The sequence below is a fragment of the Virgibacillus salexigens genome (genome assembly GCF_014905415.1).
GTDB lineage: Bacteria > Bacillota > Bacilli > Bacillales > Amphibacillaceae > Virgibacillus > Virgibacillus salexigens.
In genome coordinates this window covers 1,196,684-1,215,990 of the sequence record NZ_BNEO01000001.1, presented here as the reverse complement: position 1 = coordinate 1,215,990, position 19,307 = coordinate 1,196,684, and the positions used below count along the sequence as shown (strand labels likewise).

The following is a 19,307-nucleotide window of genomic DNA, read 5'->3' as shown; positions in this document are numbered from 1 at the left end:
ACAAGATCATAGATGCAGTAAGATAGTAAGGTGAATGAAAACTTTTTACGGTTGAACGGTAAATCAATGTCTTTGCGTTGTTAAGAAGACTAGATTTTCTAGAAATGAGGGTAGATAATGAGTAAACCATCCATTTATGGACTGACATACGAACAGCTTACAGATTGGTTGATAGAGCATGGCCAGCAGCGTTTTCGCGTGGATCAAGTTTGGAATTGGCTATATAAGAAACGTGTCAATCATTTTTCTGACATGAACAATGTGAACAAAGAAACGATCGCTTTACTCGAGGATCATTTTATATTAGGAACGTTAGAAGAGGAAATTAAACAAGAATCTAAAGATGGTACAATTAAGTATTTGTTTCGGCTAGCTGATGGCAATTTAATTGAAACGGTGTTGATGCGGTTTAATTATGGATTGTCTGTATGTGTGACCACACAAGTTGGCTGTAATATTGGTTGTACATTCTGTGCTAGTGGATTATTGAAGAAGAATCGAGACTTGTCAAGTGGTGAGATCGTAGAACAAATTATGAATGTACAAAAGCATTTGGATTCTCGTGGAGAAGATGAGAGGGTAAGTCATATTGTTGTTATGGGTATTGGTGAGCCTTTTGATAATTTTACAAACTTGATGGACTTCTTATATGTTGTAAATGATGATCGTGGGCTAAATATTGGTGCTAGACATATTACAGTTTCAACAAGTGGATTAGCTCATAAGATTTATGAATTTGCTGATACCGGTATTCAAGTAAACCTTGCTATCTCTATTCACGCTCCAAATAATGAGCTGCGTACGCAGATTATGAAGATCAATAAAGCATTTCCAATTGAAAAATTGATGAAGGCTGTAGATTATTACTTAGAGAAAACCAATCGTCGAATTACGTATGAATATATTATGCTAAGAGATGTAAATGATCATAAAGAAGAGGCTTTGCAATTAGCGAAGCTGTTATATGATCATCGGCATTTAGCCTATGTGAATTTGATTCCTTATAATTCCGTTGATGAACATAACCAATATCAGCGTAGTGAATCGACTTCTATCCAAGCTTTTTTTGAGACCTTGAAGGAACAAGGGATTAATTGTGGTGTGCGTTGGGAGAACGGTGCAGATATTGATGCAGCCTGCGGGCAGTTACGTAGTAAACAAATAAAGAAAAAGAACGTAGGTTAGAAATAAACCCGAAGTGTCACGTGACACTTCGGGTTTATTCATTATAAAAATCGTTTCCTCGTCTCAGGAGAAGGTAACGTACAGCTTTGTTTATGTCCGAACCATTTATATCGGTGATTGGCAATAATCCCATATAGGAAGTCCCGTATTGGCCTAGGAACGATAATAAATCCATATAGCAGCTTCCAAGCACCTTTTAATTCTTTACATATCTTCAGAGCTGCAGTTGATTTAAAATACGTATGATGCCCGTCAATTAGGATGAAACTATTTATATCAGTTGGCACATGATTTATTTTTAGTAGTTCCTGTCCAGCGTCTCCCTGAATGGAGGCGAAGTTAAATTGTTCTTGCTTATCGCGTTTCAAAATAAACTGAACACTTTGATCACAAAAGTTACAAACACCGTCAAATAGGATAATCTTGCTCATATTCGCTCACTCCTTATGGAATAAAGCTGTTCCTTAATTAAATTATAACATGCTGTTTCTGGTTATTCATAGTTTTGAAGGAGTTGGAAATAGTAAGTACAAATACAATGAGAGGGTGTTTGTACATGGGTGATGAAAGGAAAAACGAAAATAAAAAGCAAGAACAATTAGAACCATTTAAAGTTGATGATGCAAAGAAGCATTTGACGACGAATCAAGGTCTAAAAGTAACTAATGATGAATTGTCCTTAACTGCTGGTGAACGTGGACCGACTTTGATGGAAGATTTTCATTTCAGAGAGAAGATGACACATTTTGACCATGAGCGTATCCCCGAACGAGTTGTTCATGCTAGAGGATTTGCTGCACATGGTCACTTTGAAACGTATGAATCGATGAAGGATATTACGAAGGCAGGATTTTTACAAAAAGCAGGGCAAAAAACACCAGTATTTGTCCGTTTTTCAACGGTGGTCGGATTCCGTGGCTCTGCAGATACTGTTAGAGATGTTCGGGGATTCGCGACGAAATTCTATACAGAAGAAGGAAACTATGATCTTGTTGCAAATAATATGCCTGTATTTTTTATACAGGACGGTATTAAGTTCCCTGATGTTATTCATGCTCTAAAACCGGAACCAAACAATGAAATCCCTCAAGCTTCTTCTGCCCATGATACTTTTTGGGACTTTGTTGCGAATAATCAGGAGTCCGCACATCAGGTAATGTGGTTAATGTCCGATCGAGCTATACCACGGAGTTTTCGAATGATGCAGGGGTTTGGTATCCATACATTTCGTTTTGTAAATGATCAAGGGAAAACCCATTTTGTGAAATTTCATTGGATTCCAAAGCTAGGAGTACACTCCCTAGTATGGGATGAAGCACAAAAAATCGCCGGTAAAAATCCAGATTTTAACAGACAGGACCTATACGACGCAATTGAGAACGGGGACTTTCCAGAATATGAACTAGGAGTTCAAGTGATTGAAGAAAAAGATGAGTTTGCATTTGACTTTGACATTTTAGATCCGACGAAAATCTGGCCTGAGGAAGATGTTCCTATCCAAGTTATTGGGAAAATGACCCTTAATAAAAACGTAGATAACTTTTTTGCAGAGACGGAACAAGTCGCATTTCATCCAGGCCATGTCGTACCAGGTATTGACTTTACGAATGACCCACTTTTACAAGGAAGATTATTTTCTTATACAGATACCCAGCTGATTCGTTTGGGGGGGCCGAACTTCCACGAAATCCCTATCAATCGCCCTGTATGTCCATTTTTTAATAACCAGAGAGACGGCTACCACCGACAAACGATTAATAAGGGAAAAGTGGCTTATCACAACAATTCATTGATAGCAAATACGCCAATGCCAGCCACTGAGCAACAAGGGGGCTTTGCACATTATCAGGAAAAGGTGGAAGGCCGCGTAATACGGTCAAGAAGTGAGAGCTTCAACGATCATTTCACACAACCAAAATTATTTTGGAATAGTATGACTCCTCCTGAGCAGCAACATATTAAAGACGCGTTTAGCTTTGAAGTTGGGAAAGTGAAGGATAGGAATGTACGGCAGCAAGTAGTTGATATGTTTGCTAATATTGAACACGAACTGGCTGCATATATTGCTGAAAAAGTTGGAGTAACCGTTCCGAATAAGCATGCAGTAGATAATCAAAAATCCTCCCAAGCATTGAGTCAAACCCATTTTGCGTTTTCCCCTGCAACTAGAAAAGTTGGAGTTATACTAACGAATGGGTTTTCCGATCAAGAGATTGTAGAAATACTTGATCAGTTAACTGCCAGTAACATTCAATATGAAATTATTAGTGATCATCAAGGCAAGGTGACAGGTGAAAATGGGACAGATTTGATGGTCAATCACACTTTTACAACAACAAACGCTGTTCTTTATGATGCTATTTATGCTGGCGGTGGGAAAGAAACCAATCAGGCATTTGATCGTTCCACAACGGAATATTTAGAGGAAGCTTTTCGTCACTATAAGGCCTTAGGGGCTACACAAGAAGGAAAGGAATGGCTGAAGGCAAGTAATATCCAAGTTGGAGCAGGAGTAATTGAGGAAAAAGGCGCAAAACAATTTGCAGCACGTTTTATAGAGGCTGTTGCTGCCCATCGTCATTGGGATCGAGTCATTAATTGAGACGAAGACAAAAGCAGCTTATACCTAGCATAATCCGAACGATTTCAGTCGAATCTGTTCGGATTTTTTGTTTACTAAAAACATGTTCTATCACCCCCCTGTATGTTTAATGCATGCTTTTGGGTTACCTATTTCGGTGTGTCCCAGCCCCTTGTTTGTTTAATCAATCATTACCCAGGGAACAGTTTTAGGAAAGTTATCCATGCGGTCAAAGCCTAAGGCGTGTTATCTATAATTACTTCGATAAGGAGGAGCGATATTTATGTCTAAAAAGCATAATGAAAATCGTAAACAAGAACAATTAGATAAGTTCCGCGTAGATGATAGTGGCAAAGAAATGTCTACCAATCAGGGTCTTAAGGTATCGGAAGATGAGTTTTCTTTAAAAGCAGGTGAGCGTGGTCCGACGTTAATGGAAGACTTTCAATTTCGAGAGAAAATGACGCATTTTGATCACGAACGCATCCCAGAAAGGATTGTGCATGCTCGTGGTTACGCTGCTCATGGAGAGTTTGAATTATATGAATCAATGAAGCCCTATACAAAAGCTGATTTTTTACAGGAACCAGGAAGGAAAACCCCTGTATTTGTCCGCTTTTCAACAGTAGCTGGTTCAAAAGGATCTGGAGAGCTTGCTCGTGATGTGAGGGGATTTGCCACGAAATTTTATACGGAAGAAGGGAATTATGACCTCGTAGGAAATAATATTCCTGTATTCTTTATTCAAGATGCAATGAAATTCCCAGATTTAATACATGCTGTTAAACCGGAACCACATAATGGGATTCCACAGGCAGCCTCCGCACATGATACTTTTTGGGATTTTGTTGCTAATAATCAAGAGACGGCTCATATGGTCATGTGGCAGATGTCTGATCGTGCAATACCACGTAGCTTTCGAATGATGGAGGGCTTTGGTGTTCATACATTCCGATTTGTAAATGAAGAAGGAAAGGCTCATTTTGTGAAGTTTCATTGGAAGCCAAAACTGGGAGTTCATTCTACCGTATGGGATGAGGCACAAAAAATAAATGGTAAGAATCCTGATTTTCATCGTGCTGATTTATATGAATCGATAGAGAATGGCGATTATCCAGAATTCGAGTTTGGTGTCCAATTAATTGCAGAGGAAGATGCACATACATTTGATTTTGATGTATTAGATCCTACAAAAATTTGGCCAGAAGAGGATGTACCAGTCAAAATTATTGGTAAAATGACCTTAAATCGTAATGTTGATAATGTTTTTGCAGAAACAGAGCAAGTAGCATTTCACCCTGGTCATGTGGTACCAGGAATTGATTTTACGAATGATCCATTATTGCAAGGGCGTTTGTTCTCTTATACAGATACCCAGTTAATTCGCTTGGGTGGGCCTAATTTTCATGAATTACCAATTAATCGCCCTGTTTGTCCGTTTCACAATAATCAGCGAGACGGATATGGTCGACACACATTAAATACGGGTCAGGTTAGCTACCATAACAATTCTCTAGCAAATAACACACCTAAGCCTGTAGCTCCAGCTAATGGAGGATACCAGCACTATCAAGAGAAGGTAGAGGGTAGAAAAGTACAAGCAAGAAGTGAAAGCTTCAAAGACCATTTTACTCAGGCAACGCTTTTTTGGAATAGCATGAGTGATATTGAGAAGCAGCATATTAAAGACGCGTTTAGTTTTGAATTAGGTAAAGTAGGAAGTGAAGCGGTCAGACAGCAGGTTGTAGATATGTTTGCAAATGTTAATCTGAAAATGGCGCAGGAAGTTGCAGAGAACATTGGTGTAGCACCACCACAATCGGGCGGTTCAGATGTTACTAAGTCTTCTCCTGCTCTTAGTCAGGAAAATACAATAAAAAAAGCAAAGACAAGAACAGTTGCGATATTAGTAGATGAGAAGTTTCATAGTGAGGATGTGATGTTGGCTGTGAGGGGACTTCAAGATAAAGGGATACATTTAGAATTTGTCGGAAAAAAACGTGGTGAAATTACTAGTAATAGTGGAAATTCGATTAATGCTGATCATAGCTTCTTAACTGTCGATTCTGTTTTATATGACGCAGTTTATGTCGTTGGTGGGGAAGATCAAGACCTTGACTTTCAACAAAAAGCGATGGATTTTGTAAAAGAAGCTTATGCTCATTACAAGCCAATTGGGGCTACAAATCAAGGGATGAGATTAATTGAAAATAGTGCAATTGTAAATAAGCCAGGAGTTATTCTAGAAGCAGCGATTAATAGATTCATAGTCCGTTTTTCACAAGCAGTTGCTGCACATCGATTCTGGGATAGGGAAGTCAGTTAATCTACTAAAGATAACTTGAAGCGAAGCGAAGGGAAACTCTCCCTTCGTTTTTTGGAGGGTCTATTCTCTCACTCCTATCATCTGCTGGATCTCAAAGTTGATTCATTAATTTTTTTAAGTATATTGGTAATCTACTCATACATAGTTACATTAATCAAGGGGAGATTGTTAACTATCTTGACACTATTAATTAACAAATTATTACATTTTAAGTCTTGTTTACTATTTTGTTTACATGTAAACAAAATAGTAAACAAGTGTATTCAAAAAAGTAAACATGTATACAAATATGTGTAAATACTAGTATATTAACGTGTTCGAAAATGTATGCATGTTTACAAATAAGAATACGAAAAAAGTAGGATTGCGTATTTAATAGGAAAAACGTATCCTTAAGTAGAAAGGATTATTTATGAGAGGAGTTTTTGAAATGACAAAAACTAGAATTGCTGCAGTAGATGTTGGTAATGATGCATTGAAAGCAAATTTCGGTAAAATGGAAAATGAGCTTTATATACCTAATGTAGTAGCACAAGATTTCGAGGATCGTCCTGTGATTGGAATTGAAGAACTAGATAAAAAAGAGGTATTAGATAATATTCATATTCGCGTACACTCTCCTGCGTTAGAAGAAAATAATGTAATCTATCGTGTTGGAAATCTAGCAACAAAAACAACAAATTCTACCGAATTGGATCCAGGCAGCAGTAAAGCAGAAGAAGATCAAACGTTAATCATGCTTTTTGCTTCTCTGGCACTAGATGCCGTGGAAAATGGAGCGTTTACAGAAAAAAATAAAGTCATTGACGCAAATTACACACTTGGCACAGGATTACCGCTTCGTGAAGTGAAAGAAGGAAAAGATGTGGGCTATCGCTCGCAGTTGCTAGGATCTGTCCATCAGGTCGAGTTTCTTGTAACACCTAATCACCAAGGCAAAAAAATAAATATTAAATTTGATGAAGTCAAAGTTTATCCAGAGGGATTCGCAGCCTATGTGAACCTAATTATGGATAATGACTTAAAAGTCATTAATAAAGACTTAATTGATAAACAAATACTTATTCAAGACATTGGCGGATTATCTACAGATATTGCTGTAATCCGTAACCGTAATGTTGACGACGATAAAGCTCAAGGATTTAATCTAGGTGTATCGGAATCTTTGGAACAAATTAGAGAAGAAATAAGGACAAAACACGGTGTTGAATTAGACAGTCGTCGGGATGTAGTTGATATCATTACGAGAAAAAATGATCGTCACCATATAATGGTAAAAGGAAGTCGGACAAGTGTTCATGATATCACAGACCATATCCTGCTTGAGTTAGCAAAGAAAGAGTATCGTTTCTTGCGTAATGTTTGGGCAAAGAATTCACAATCGGAAATCTGCTATTTTGTAGGCGGTGGTTCAGCAGTATTAAAAGACTATATAAAGGCACTTAATAACAAACTTGATGGATTTAACATCGATTTCTTCGAAGATGAACAGGAAAGTATTTGGATGATGGCAAATGCATATTACAAGCTAATTTCGGAATTTGTTTCTAAACAGACAAAGAGTGAAAAGGCGGAAAAGGAAGAAGTAAAAGCGAAGGCAAAATAAGGTGATATCATGGCCAAAAACACAATTGAACGCGGGCAATCAATCACATTTCGTGTCCCTTCGGATACACCTGATTACCTGTTAAAACAGATGCAACGGTTGAAGGAAACAGAAAGAAGGAATTTCTCCAGTCAGATTGCTCAATTTGTATTAAAAGGCTTAAGTGAAAGTTTTGCAAAAGAACGTGAAACCATAACGGTTCCTCTTCCTAAACGATTAACAAAAGAACAAAAAAGTTGGTTAAAGCATGAGCACTCTGAAGCACTAATTGGTTCGATTTTGTACCATTTGCTGAGTGATCCAATGCGGGCTACGACTTTACTGGCTTCCCTAAATAGTAATAGTACAAATATTGATGAAGCATTGTACTTACAAGAGGCTGTCTCCGTTACAGAAGATTCTCAGGAAGAATTGGAGACTCCAATCGCAAACCACGAGATAGATTTAGAAAATCTAAGTATGGATGCACTTGAGACTCATGATGAGCCAGTGGAAGTAGAGGAAGAGGAGGAAGAAGACCCATTAAAGGATTTCTTTTCAAGTATGAATAAATAAGATATTCGCTGAAATAGAGCTGTTCATTTGTTGAGCAGCTCTATTTTTAATGGGGAATAACAAATATATACAGAAAGAATAAATTGGTAGCTCTTAGTTAAACTAAGTGCAGGAATAAGGAGGGAAAGAGATGGAAATTGCATGGATTTGGAAATCAGTATTAATTGTTCTAGGAGGTACACTTCTTTTACGTATCGCAGGAAGAAAGTCAATATCGCAAATGACATTAACCCAAACAGTGATTATGGTAGGAATTGGTTCATTACTTATTCAGCCGTTAGCAGGAAAGAATATTTGGGTCACTTTAGGAGTCGGTGCGATTCTAGTTGTTACGTTAATCATCATGGAGTTTTTACAGATAAAATCGGATTTCTTTGAGAATATTGTAACTGGGAAATCAAAAATTCTAATACATAATGGGGTTATTCAAGAACAGGAAATTAAAAAATTAAGATTGACCGTCGATCAATTAGAAATGAACTTAAGACAAAAAAATGTAAGTAACATTAATGATATTGAATGGGCGACATTAGAGCCGAATGGACAAGTTGGGTTTATATTAAAACAAGAAGCACAACCAGTAACGAAACGTGAGTTCCAGCAATTACAAACAGAAATAGATAATTTAAGACAATTGCTTGTATCAGCAGAACATATCACGTATAGTAATCAGCCACCAGAGCAGAATAAATTATTTAAGGAAGTAGAGAATCGAAAGCATGGGCAAGGAAATCAGCCGCCAAAGCAATTAGACTAATAAAAGCACGCTTTATCTAGAGTGTGCTTTCCTATGGTCAATTTTAATGATGAAGTCATGTTATTCATTATCATCAGAGCGGTCGGTTTTCGTAAGGTGAATCGTTTCTCCACGGTATTGTTTTGATGATCTTATATCTTGGTTAGCTGCTCTAATAAATGACCATCCAAGTAATGCCATGATAAAGATTACTGGGAATGCGGCAACAATGCTAGCTGTTTGTAATGTCTGCAGATCCCCTACAAACATCAATACTAATGGCAATAAGCATAGCGTGAATGCCCAGAATAATCGATTCCAGCGTAGCGGTTCAGACTGGATTTTCTTTTGAACGACCGCTGCTAAAATAAACGAAGAAGAGTCGAATGTTGTTGCCAAGAAAATTATCGCCAGAATGGTGAACAAGCCGATCATGATATTTGCCATGGGTAACTGCTCTAAAATGGCTATAATAGCTGCTGGAGCACCATTATCACTCATGAATCCTAATACGTCGAATTGTCCAGTAAGTTGTAAATAAAGACCAAAGTTACCTAATATACCAAAAAACAAGATAGAACCGAATGTTCCGTATATCATTGTTCCCAGTATCATTTCCCTGATTGTTCTTCCTCTTGAAATACGGGCTACAAACAAACCAACAAAGGGAGCGTAAACAACCCACCAAGCCCAATAAAACACGGTCCATGTCTCTGGAAATTTTGTTTCTTCAAATCCTGATAAATTTGCAAGAGGTTCAAGCCAAGTCGCCATTCGAAAGAAATTATCTGCTACCTGACCGATACTGGTGAAAGTAGTTTCCATGATAAACAATGTAGGGCCAAATATGAATATAAAGATAAGCACAAAGATAGCTAGCCACAGGTTAACGTCACTTAGTACTTTAATTCCTTTTGCTAATCCTGAATACGCACTTATAGCAAATATCAATGTACAAATCAGCATGACAACAGCTTTTAGCCCTAGTGTAACTGGAATGCCTGTAAGATTATTTATTCCTTCTGCGATCATCGGAGTTCCTAAAGCGAGAGTGGTACCGGCCCCACCTAATAAGCCAAAAATAAACAGCACATCAATAATGACTCCTAGTGGAGTGTCCACCCAACGGCCAAGCACAGGTCTTACTGCTTCACTAATTTTTAGTACAGAGGTTCTTCGAACATAATAGAAATAGGCAATAGGTAAAGCAGGTAATGTATATATGGCCCAAGCAATTGGCCCCCAATGAAATATACCGTAGGAGGAAGCCCATGGTATTGCAGCATCAGATTCTGGTGTAATACCAAAAGGAGGACCTTGGTAATAAAATGCCCATTCAATCATTCCCCAGTAAAGAATACTTGAACCAATACCCGCAGCAAATAGCATTGCTGCCCATGAAAACGTTCCAAATTCTTTATCATCGGTTTTACTTCCTAGTTTAATATTTCCAAATTTACTAAATGCGACAAAAATCAAGAAAATAAATGAGATGATACCAAGTGCTAAATAAAGAAAACCAAAGTTACTTGTCATAAAGTCGTTGGCTGCATTAATAACTGTTGCGCCAGTTTCAGGATAGATAATAAGGGGGATACAAACGAGCAGTAGAAGAATTAAGGAGCTGACAAATGTTCGCCAATCAATTAAATGTGACTTCAATAGAATAACCTTCCTTTCACCTACATGTAGTGGTGTATTTAATTAATATCCCTCATGGATAATCGTAAATCCACTATTTTTAAAGTACACAAATAGGGCTAGGTTCATACATAATAATTTGATAAAATGGAGTCTATCGAATCTAATTAATTCTACTAAATTTTTTTGATTGCTTCCTCCATTGTTATATCTCTATTTCCAATCATTTTCAAATGGTAAGCAAGCTATTTTTATTAAAAATTAATTGCATTACATGATGTTATATGCTAAGCTTTTAACACAATATATCGTAAATAAAAAACAACATAAATACTATATATAGTGTTTTGTGACAATTACACAACCGATTTCTTATTAGAAAATTTAGATTGTTGAGAGCCCGTTTGGTATCAAGAATTGACCACATCAAAAGAAGCGGTTTTTTTATTTTTGTTTATGGGATGATTTTAGTAGAATCATTTAGTAGGGGAAAATCGGATTCCATGTTTCCTTCAATAATGATAGGCATAAATGTTTTAAGTATATAAAGGGAGGACTATTGATGATCATTGAGATGACATCTACAAAAGACAAGCTTCTAGAACTAATTGATAAGGCTGCGAACGGTCTGAATATCCACACAGACGCGTACAAGCAAAAGGCATTTAAAACCATCCAAGAAGATACACCGATTGAAAAAGCGATTGATATACTCACCAAGAATGCGTTAGAAAACATTGATGAATCAGCACCTGACTGGACGTTTTTAGCTAGTCGTATTTATTTACAAGAGCTATATCGTCAAGCTAGTGTAAACCGGAATTATTATGGTGAAGAACAATATTACGGTGATTTCTATACATTAATTCAATTACTAACGGAGGAAAAGATATATAAAGAAACCCTTCTGCAAAAGTATTCGAAAGCGGAAATTGATTATTTTGCGAAACAAATAGATACATCGAGAGATTTATCATTTACATACCTTGGTCTATACACGCTAGCGACAAGGTACCTAGCTACAGACCATGATAAAAAAGTCTTTGAATTACCACAGGAACGTTGGATGGTTATTGCAATGACATTAATGCAACACGAAGATAAGTCACGACGCTCTGAGCATGTTCTAGAGGCATATTGGGCATTGAGTAATCTCTATATGACTGTTGCTACCCCAACACTTGCAAATGCGGGGAAAACGCATGGACAGCTTTCTAGTTGCTTTATTGATACTGTAGATGACAGTTTACAATCGATCTATGATAGTAATACAGATATCGCCAAGCTATCGAAAAACGGCGGTGGTATTGGTGTTTATATGGGCAAAATTCGTAGCCGAGGTAGCTCAATAAAAGGATTTAAGGGCATGTCTAGTGGTGTTGTTCCTTGGATTAAACAGCTGAATAATACAGCAGTAAACGTTGATCAACTTGGAACAAGAAAAGGAGCAATTGCTGTTTATTTAGATGTTTGGCATCGTGATATTGAATCGTTCTTAGACCTGAAATTGAATAATGGTGATGAACGAATGCGGGCACATGATATTTTTACAGGGGTTACGTTACCTGATCTATTCATGGAACAAGTAGAAAAACGCGGAGACTGGTATCTTTTTGATCCACATGAAGTACGCCAAGTAATGGGTTATTCCTTAGAGGACTTTTATGACGAGACCAAGGGCAATGGCACATGGCGTACGAAATACGAGGAATGTGTACAGTCTGATCTCCTTACAAAAACAAAGATCCCTGCTATTGATATAATGAAACGAATTATGAAATCACAGCTAGAATCAGGAACTCCATTCATGTTTTATCGTGATGAAGTCAATCGCCAAAATAGCAATAGTCATAATGGAATGATATATTGTTCCAACCTATGTACAGAAATCACACAGAATCAATCACCATCTGAATTCATTGAAGAGTTCCTAGAAAACGAAAACATGATTGTTAAGAAATATCAGTCCGGTGATTATGTTGTTTGTAACCTAAGTTCAATTAATCTTGGAAAAGCAGTGCCTGATGAAATCCTTGAACGTTTGATTAAGATACAAGTACGGATGTTAGACAATGTGATTGATATTAATAATTTACCAATCATGCAGGCTCAACTAACCAATAAAAAATATCGTGCAATTGGTCTTGGGACATTTGGGTGGCATCATTTATTAGCTAGAAAGAATGTCAAATGGGAAACAGAGGAAGCTGTTAAGTTTGCCGATGAACTGTATGAGAAAATTGCATACCTAACGATTAAGTCAAGTATGGAATTAAGTAAAGAAAAAGGCAGCTATCCAGCTTATGAAGGTAGTAAATGGAGTACAGGCGACTATTTCGACCTTAAAGGCTATCATCAAGGCGAGTGGCAAACCTTAAAAGAAGATGTGAAAGAACATGGAATGCGTAATGGTTACCTTATGGCCGTAGCACCAAATTCAACAACGGCAATGATTGCTGGATCAACAGCAAGTATCGACCCGATTTTCAAACCTTTCTATAATGAAGAAAAGAAAGACTTTAAAATACCAGTGACTGCACCAGATTTAACCTACAAAACGTATGATGTCTACCGTCGCTCTGCCTATATTGTAGATCAGCGCTGGTCTGTAAGACAAAACGCGGCTAGACAAAAGCATGTTGATCAAAGTTTATCGTTTAACTTCTATGTTCCAAATACAATTCGAGCATCTGTTTTATTAGACCTACATTTACAAGCATGGAAGGAAGGCTTGAAAACAACGTATTATGTTCGTTCTACTTCTAATGAGGTGGAAGAATGTGAATGGTGTCAAAGTTGAGGGCATTAGTTGCTTATCTAACTTATAGTGGCAACACGCAAGAGGTAGCAAGGCTCATTGAAGGTCAATTACGATATAGAGGGATTGAAACTGGGATGCACCGCATAGGGATTGACCCTCCAGTAAATCCCTCTAACTATGATATCGTATTTATAGGCTTGTTTACTTGGGAAAAGGGGAGCACCCCCGATGAGGTAAAAGAATTTGTTCTGGAAATAGGATACAAGCCAGATAATGTGGCAGTATTTGGAACTGGTGATACACAATTTGGTGGAGATGATCTGTTCTGTAAAGCAGTTGATAAGCTCGCTAAATTTTATGAAAGTAACTGGAGTGGACTGAAAATAGAACAGTCCCCAAGAGGTAGTCAAGAACAGAAAGTGAAAGACTGGCTGGAAGGAGTACTGCAACATGTCGAAAGTTATGCTTGAAAAAGCAAAAACATTAGAGCCATTAAATCCGAATAAGTCCACTGGGGTATTTGGAGGAAAGTCAAGTGGTATATTAAATTGGAATGATATTGCTTATCCACATTGGTACAAAATGTATAAGCGACTTGTCGGTAATTATTGGCAAGCAGATGAAGTAAATATGCAAAGTGACATAAAACAATTCCCTTCTCTAACGGAAGAGGAACAGGATGCTTATTTAAAAATAATTGGTCTATTGTCCACACTAGATGCACCGCAAACCCGTACGGCACTGTTACTATCGTTATATGCCACGGATCCATCGGTTCAATCCATTATGGCAGTCATTGCTCAACAGGAAGCTGTCCATAATGAAAGTTATTCATATGTATTGTCATCTGTTGTATCGTTAGATGAACAAAATAAGTCTTTCCAATTAGGCAGAACAGATCCAATTTTGCTTAAGCGGAATGAAAATATAACCAAGCAATATAATGCATTTGTTGACGATCCGTCTATAGAGAATATTTTAAAAACAATGGTTTACACCTCCTTATTAGAAGGGATGTTCTTCTATTCTGGATTTGCCTTCTTCTATAATTTAGCTCGTCATAACAAGATGGTTGGAACCTCCACGATGATAAGCTATATTAACCGTGATGAACTGGAGCATGGACGATTTATCTCGGAATTGTTCCGAGCCACATTAGCAGAGAATCCAGAGTATAATACAGAAGAATTCACAAAATGGATATATGACCATTTTGAAGAGTCGGTAGAATTGGAGATAGAATGGTCTAATTATGTACTTGGGAATGTAGAAGGAATAGATTTAGATGAAATGGCAGGGTATATTAAATATCGGGCGAATAAGATGTTACGAATGATGGGATTGCATGATATCTATCCAGAACATTTGGATAACCCATTGAAATGGATACGTGCCTATGTGGATAACTTCGATGGTACAAAAACGGACTTTTTTGAGCAGAAATCCCGCCAATATACAAAAACAAGTGACTTGAACGGATTTGATGATTTATAAAAAGGAATCGGCCGCAGCCGATTTCTTTTTATTTATGCACGTCGCCTTAGGGTTATTCATCTAAATTGACTACTTCACCAGTAACTGCGTCCACACCATTAGCGCATTCAATTTTTCCACATAATATGTAGCTTTTTTGATGCGGTTGATATACATAGACTGGTGTGATTTCCAGGTGGTTATGAAGCTTCTCAAACGCTTCTTTTTTCGTAATCACAGGTGTATCTGCAACTTTAAAGTCTTGAAAAATCTCCATTAGTATACGGTTATCCGTATAATTTAATGGTTCTAAAGTGGAAGCATCAAGTATCATTGTAAGCTTTGGTTCAATGATACGGTGACCGGGTTCGACAGGACGTAGTTCAGCAAAAAGATAGGTATGTTCACGGTAAATCGTTGCTAATCTCCATTTACCACTATCCTCTGAAAATTCCTGTTGAAGCAGTCGCTGTACAGCCTCGCGTGCCTTTGTTTTCTTAGCACTTGATAAGGTAGATATCTCTGTATCGGCAAGATTTGTTAATGCTTGTTCTTCCGTTACTTCTGTAGATAAATCAATTTCTTTTAGTGGGATACTTTGATTGGTAGTGCCTTCCCATGTAATGATTTGGTCTATATGGTACTGGAAGGAAGATGCTTCCACCGATTCATATGCTAATGCTGTCTTTCCATTATTCGTAAGGAAAAAAGTAGTTGTACCATAGATGGATTTCCATTCTTGTGCTGATTCTACTGGAATTTCAAACAGTTTACATTGGTTGCTTGCAATTGGTTCAACAATACTAGGTGTTAAAGCAAATGGTTCCCAATGAATCTGGTGTTCAGATGGAAACGAACCATTAATAGAGAATAAAACGAGTTGGCCCTCTTGATTGAATTCAACCTGAATAACCCCTCCTGGATAAACTGGAATATTGTCTACAGCTGCTCGAAACTGCATTTCTCTTTCTGATTCAGATATAAGTTGGAATTGTCTGCCAAACTCCAAATCCGTCATTTCTTCAATCCATTCAATTGCGGCTTCGCTGTTCGATGCTATGTTTGCTAACGATTCTGACGTGGAGTAGGAAGTACCTTCAACGAAGATAATCGTTTGGATCTTTCCAGTATGGATATCCACATCAACAACAGCAGTCCCCGGTGGATTTAATTCGTCTTCCTGGTGATCTGTATGGTCATTTGGAAACCATTCCATTGTTAATTCATATTGTATTTCACCTATAGCATTTTTTTGTTTCGTGAAATAATGATGCTTCAAGTAATAAGTATGAAGCCCAAGCCGCTCGGCTGTATGACTAATAAGTTGTTGTATACTTTCATGCATGGATAGAACCTCACTTTTGCCTAATTTCCTTCAGTATATCATCTGTTATCGAAAGTTTTCATTTATAATAGATAAAAACATAGGAAATGCTCAAATTATCTCCTCTACATTAACGCAACGTAAACGTTTATTGTTAAAGGCAGAGGGGGGTACTATATGCAAATTAAAGAAGTGGCAAGACAGTTAAATACAACGACAAGAACCATTCGATTTTATGAAGAAAAAGGATTAATTCATCCGATTAAACAAGAAAATGAATACCGTATATTTACAGAGGAAGATCTTGTTCGTATAAGCACAATATTAGCATTGCGTGAGATCGGTATCACGATTAACGAGATTAAACAATTATTAAATGACGGGAGTAGAAGTATAAACTCATACTTAAACATTCAACGATCGGCACTATTTGAAAAATGGTTAGAATTGAAAGACATGATTGCAACGATTGATCAAATGTTAGAACGCTCAAACGATGGCCAAACCGAAATGTCTGAGATACTCGAATTGTCCGAGCATTTAAAAAATCTAAAATCGATTCGAAAAAGCTGGGAAGATAAATGGAATTTTGATAGTCAAGCAGTCGATTATGATCAAAACTTAAAAATGCACGGGTATCATTTTAATGTTCATCAGGACTATACAAGAGCCTTAAAAAGAGTAGTAGAAACCATTCAGTTGAAAAAAGGGGATACGTGCTTAGATATTGGTATTGGAACAGGAAACTTAGGCTCCAAATTTATAGCCCATGGAGTGAATGTAATTGGTATTGATCAATCTAAAAATATGTTACATGAATGTAAGAAGAAGCATCCAGAAATTGACACACGTAATGGTCATTTTCTAGCATTACCAGTTATGGATCATCAAATTGATGGTATTGTTTCTAGTTATGCATTACATCATATTGAAGACGAACAAAAGTTGATGGCTTTTGAAGAAATGGATCGTGTTTTAAAGCCGGAAGGTGAAATTTGTATGGTGGATCTCATGTTTCAAAACAAGAGTCATCGGAAAGCAGTTATCGATCATTTTACGAACACAGGCAATAAAGTAGCTGTTTACTCAATAGAAGATGAGTACTATGCCGATCGATCTGTTCTGATAGATTGGTTTAAAACAAATGATTATCAAGTAGAAACCTATACGTTTAATCCAATATTAAGTATGATTTATGCTAAGAAGCAAATTGAGGGTGGCTCCAATTGTTAGCAACCGTTTTGTTAGCGTTCTACCAACAGAACTACGAAAAAGATATTGAGTCTTATTATTTATCAGAAGATCAGTTGCAGTATACGGCAATTCCAAAAGATGCATTAAAAAGTTGCGAACAAGGTAAAGAAGTATATCCTATTGTTATTATATATCAACAGCAAGTAGCAGGATTTTTTACTTTGGAAAGGGACTCGGAAGCTGCGTATAGCACAAATCAGAATGCCTTCGCTCTCAGAGCTTTTTCTATTCATTATAGCCTGCAAGGAAAAGGTATTGCTCAACAGGCACTTAAAATACTAGATGCTTTTATACGGCAGAACTTTTTGGGAATAGATGAAATCGTTCTTGGGGTCAATCATAAATACAGCAGCACAATATGTTTATAAATGTGCGGGCTTCAAGGATAATAGAAAAAGAGTGTTTGGTAGAAAAGGAGAACAGTATGTATTTGAAAAGAAAATAAAGAGAGCTATCCAGAGATGAGGATAGCTCTCTTTATTTTCTTTTATGTTATTTAGCTTGGAAATAGTTCTGTAATCCAGTAGTAATCGCTTCTCCAACCTGTTGTTTAAATGTATCTGTTTGAATGATTGCTAGATCATTCGCATTTGTAATAAAACCTAATTCTAATAGAATCGAAGGTGCATTATTCGTTCGTATCACTCGGAACCCTTCGCGAAGGATTCCGCGATCTTGTAAATCAACTTTAGATGCGAGGGAGCCATGGACATTTTCAGCCAATTGTTGATCCGTAGTCTGTGAATAGTAAAAGGTATTCATTCCATTTGCACTTGGATCTGGGAATGCATTATAGTGAATGCTAACAAATGCATGGGTAAAGTAATCGTCACTCATCTCCACACGTTCTTCCAAAGAAATATAGTTGTCATTTGTTCTTGTCATGATTACATTTGCCCCAGCATCACGTATGTGTTCAGCAACCTCATGAGCTGTAGCCAGTGTTACCATCTTCTCTTGTACACCATTAATTCCTACAGCTCCAGAGTCCCTTCCGCCATGACCTGGGTCAAGCATAATATTATACCCATCAAGTGAGGTTAAATCTGAGGATGTGCTGGATGCTTGCTGCTCTGGTGCTTGAACCGTAGCTGCTGACTCGTTAGAAGCCGGGATTGGTTCCCCCTTTGTGTCGGTTAACCAAGATGCCACCCATCCATATTCCCCATTAGCAAGAACGATTTGATGCCAGTCGCCTTCTGTTTTTTGTAAACGATATGTATCTCCTGATGATGACGAACCAATAGCTGGATAACTCGTTCCTGGACCTGATCGAATGTTGGTGCTATTTGCTTTTACAGTTACGTTTTCTTCATTAGCTTGTACCCTTTTCATCTGCCCAATCTTTCGCAAATGATGTTTTGCAACCCAAGCTTCTTTTCCGTCATAGTAGGTTTGGATCCATCCATATTTTTCTTGGAATTCGACTACTTGGTCACCTGCTTGAAGTTTCCCGACAACTGGTGCTTCAGTCGATGCATCACTCCGAACGTTTAGAACCATACCTCCTACTTGATATACATCGCCATTGGCTGCATAACCTTCGCTTGGAAAAAAGAACGTAGAAGCAAGTAATAACGCGATACTCGTAATAATAGTATAGATAAATTTCAATGTAAGCTTGCCTCCTTAAAAATAACTGTATTTAATAAACAGTATTTACCAAGATTTTCTACAAGTAAACTATAAAACTTAAAAATCAATCAGAAGTACTAGAATAAAAAAATGGTCCAGGAAGATTGATAGATATACAGCATAAGCAAAAAAATATAAAGACAAGCGATTAACATACCCTTTTTGCTTTATTGCTAACCTCTTCTAATATCGGATTTCATTGCGTTTAACTTTAGTAATTTAAAGAAACT

The 19,307-nt window shown here is 37.3% G+C and carries 15 protein-coding genes; 11 read left to right on the top strand and 4 right to left on the bottom strand.

All coding sequences use genetic code 11. The features are described from left to right. The first annotated feature begins 117 nt into the window (after positions 1-117). The gene (gene rlmN / locus JKP73_RS05465; RefSeq protein WP_021289971.1) at positions 118-1,185 is read left to right on the top strand and encodes a dual-specificity RNA methyltransferase RlmN; all 1,068 of its coding nucleotides are present in this window, start codon (positions 118-120) and stop codon (positions 1,183-1,185) included. Positions 1,186-1,226: 41 nt separating this feature from the next. Here the strand turns inward: rlmN and JKP73_RS05460 are convergent, their stop codons facing one another. Further along, positions 1,227-1,616, bottom strand: a complete 390-nt coding sequence (locus JKP73_RS05460) for a thiol-disulfide oxidoreductase DCC family protein (protein WP_021289970.1) — start codon at positions 1,614-1,616, stop codon at positions 1,227-1,229. A 125-nt stretch (positions 1,617-1,741) separates the two neighbouring features. Between JKP73_RS05460 and JKP73_RS05455 the strand changes: the two genes are divergently transcribed. From JKP73_RS05455 to JKP73_RS05435, 5 genes are all read left to right on the top strand, one after another. Then, entirely contained in the window at positions 1,742-3,787 is a 2,046-nt protein-coding gene (locus JKP73_RS05455; protein ID WP_160806859.1) for a catalase, read from the top strand. A 262-nt stretch (positions 3,788-4,049) separates the two neighbouring features. Beyond that, on the top strand, positions 4,050-6,092 hold the full coding sequence (locus tag JKP73_RS05450; RefSeq protein ID WP_160806858.1) for a catalase: 2,043 nt from the start codon (positions 4,050-4,052) through the stop codon (positions 6,090-6,092). A 430-nt stretch (positions 6,093-6,522) separates the two neighbouring features. Beyond that, entirely contained in the window at positions 6,523-7,698 is a 1,176-nt protein-coding gene (locus JKP73_RS05445) for a ParM/StbA family protein (protein ID WP_021289967.1), read from the top strand. 9 nt (positions 7,699-7,707) lie between these two features. Continuing rightward, complete coding sequence (locus tag JKP73_RS05440; protein WP_021289966.1) at positions 7,708-8,253, top strand: hypothetical protein; 546 nt, start codon at positions 7,708-7,710, stop codon at positions 8,251-8,253. A gap of 130 nt (positions 8,254-8,383) precedes the next feature. Further along, complete coding sequence (locus JKP73_RS05435) at positions 8,384-9,010, top strand: DUF421 domain-containing protein (RefSeq protein ID WP_021289965.1); 627 nt, start codon at positions 8,384-8,386, stop codon at positions 9,008-9,010. A 60-nt stretch (positions 9,011-9,070) separates the two neighbouring features. On the opposite strand, the gene JKP73_RS05430 is transcribed toward JKP73_RS05435, so the two are convergent. Next, positions 9,071-10,651: a BCCT family transporter gene (locus tag JKP73_RS05430; protein ID WP_038242000.1), complete on the bottom strand. Its 1,581-nt coding sequence runs from the start codon at positions 10,649-10,651 to the stop codon at positions 9,071-9,073. 541 nt (positions 10,652-11,192) lie between these two features. Between JKP73_RS05430 and JKP73_RS05425 the strand changes: the two genes are divergently transcribed. Genes JKP73_RS05425 through JKP73_RS05415 form a run of 3 tightly spaced genes read left to right on the top strand, consistent with a single transcriptional unit; the run spans position 11,193 to position 14,885 of the window. Next, positions 11,193-13,430 (top strand): ribonucleoside-diphosphate reductase subunit alpha, encoded by a 2,238-nt coding sequence (locus JKP73_RS05425; RefSeq protein ID WP_021289963.1) that lies wholly within the window; start codon positions 11,193-11,195, stop codon positions 13,428-13,430. Then, positions 13,415-13,861 (top strand): flavodoxin, encoded by a 447-nt coding sequence (locus tag JKP73_RS05420; protein WP_021289962.1) that lies wholly within the window; start codon positions 13,415-13,417, stop codon positions 13,859-13,861. The genes JKP73_RS05425 and JKP73_RS05420 overlap by 16 nt, the downstream gene beginning before the upstream one ends. Beyond that, a complete protein-coding gene (locus JKP73_RS05415) occupies positions 13,842-14,885 on the top strand; it encodes a ribonucleotide-diphosphate reductase subunit beta (RefSeq protein ID WP_021289961.1) in 1,044 nt (347 codons plus the stop codon). Before JKP73_RS05420 ends, JKP73_RS05415 begins: the two co-directional genes overlap by 20 nt. A 52-nt stretch (positions 14,886-14,937) precedes the next feature. Here JKP73_RS05415 and JKP73_RS05410 read toward each other — a convergent pair whose 3' ends face one another. Beyond that, positions 14,938-16,209: a hypothetical protein gene (locus JKP73_RS05410; RefSeq protein WP_160806857.1), complete on the bottom strand. Its 1,272-nt coding sequence runs from the start codon at positions 16,207-16,209 to the stop codon at positions 14,938-14,940. Positions 16,210-16,365: 156 nt separating this feature from the next. Between JKP73_RS05410 and JKP73_RS05405 the strand changes: the two genes are divergently transcribed. Further along, entirely contained in the window at positions 16,366-17,421 is a 1,056-nt protein-coding gene (locus JKP73_RS05405; protein WP_038242003.1) for a MerR family transcriptional regulator, read from the top strand. Next, entirely contained in the window at positions 17,415-17,810 is a 396-nt protein-coding gene (locus JKP73_RS05400; RefSeq protein ID WP_160806856.1) for a GNAT family N-acetyltransferase, read from the top strand. Before JKP73_RS05405 ends, JKP73_RS05400 begins: the two co-directional genes overlap by 7 nt. 124 nt (positions 17,811-17,934) lie before the next feature. Here JKP73_RS05400 and JKP73_RS05395 read toward each other — a convergent pair whose 3' ends face one another. Next, positions 17,935-19,056: an N-acetylmuramoyl-L-alanine amidase family protein gene (locus tag JKP73_RS05395; RefSeq protein WP_021289957.1), complete on the bottom strand. Its 1,122-nt coding sequence runs from the start codon at positions 19,054-19,056 to the stop codon at positions 17,935-17,937. Positions 19,057-19,307 lie beyond the last annotated feature (251 nt).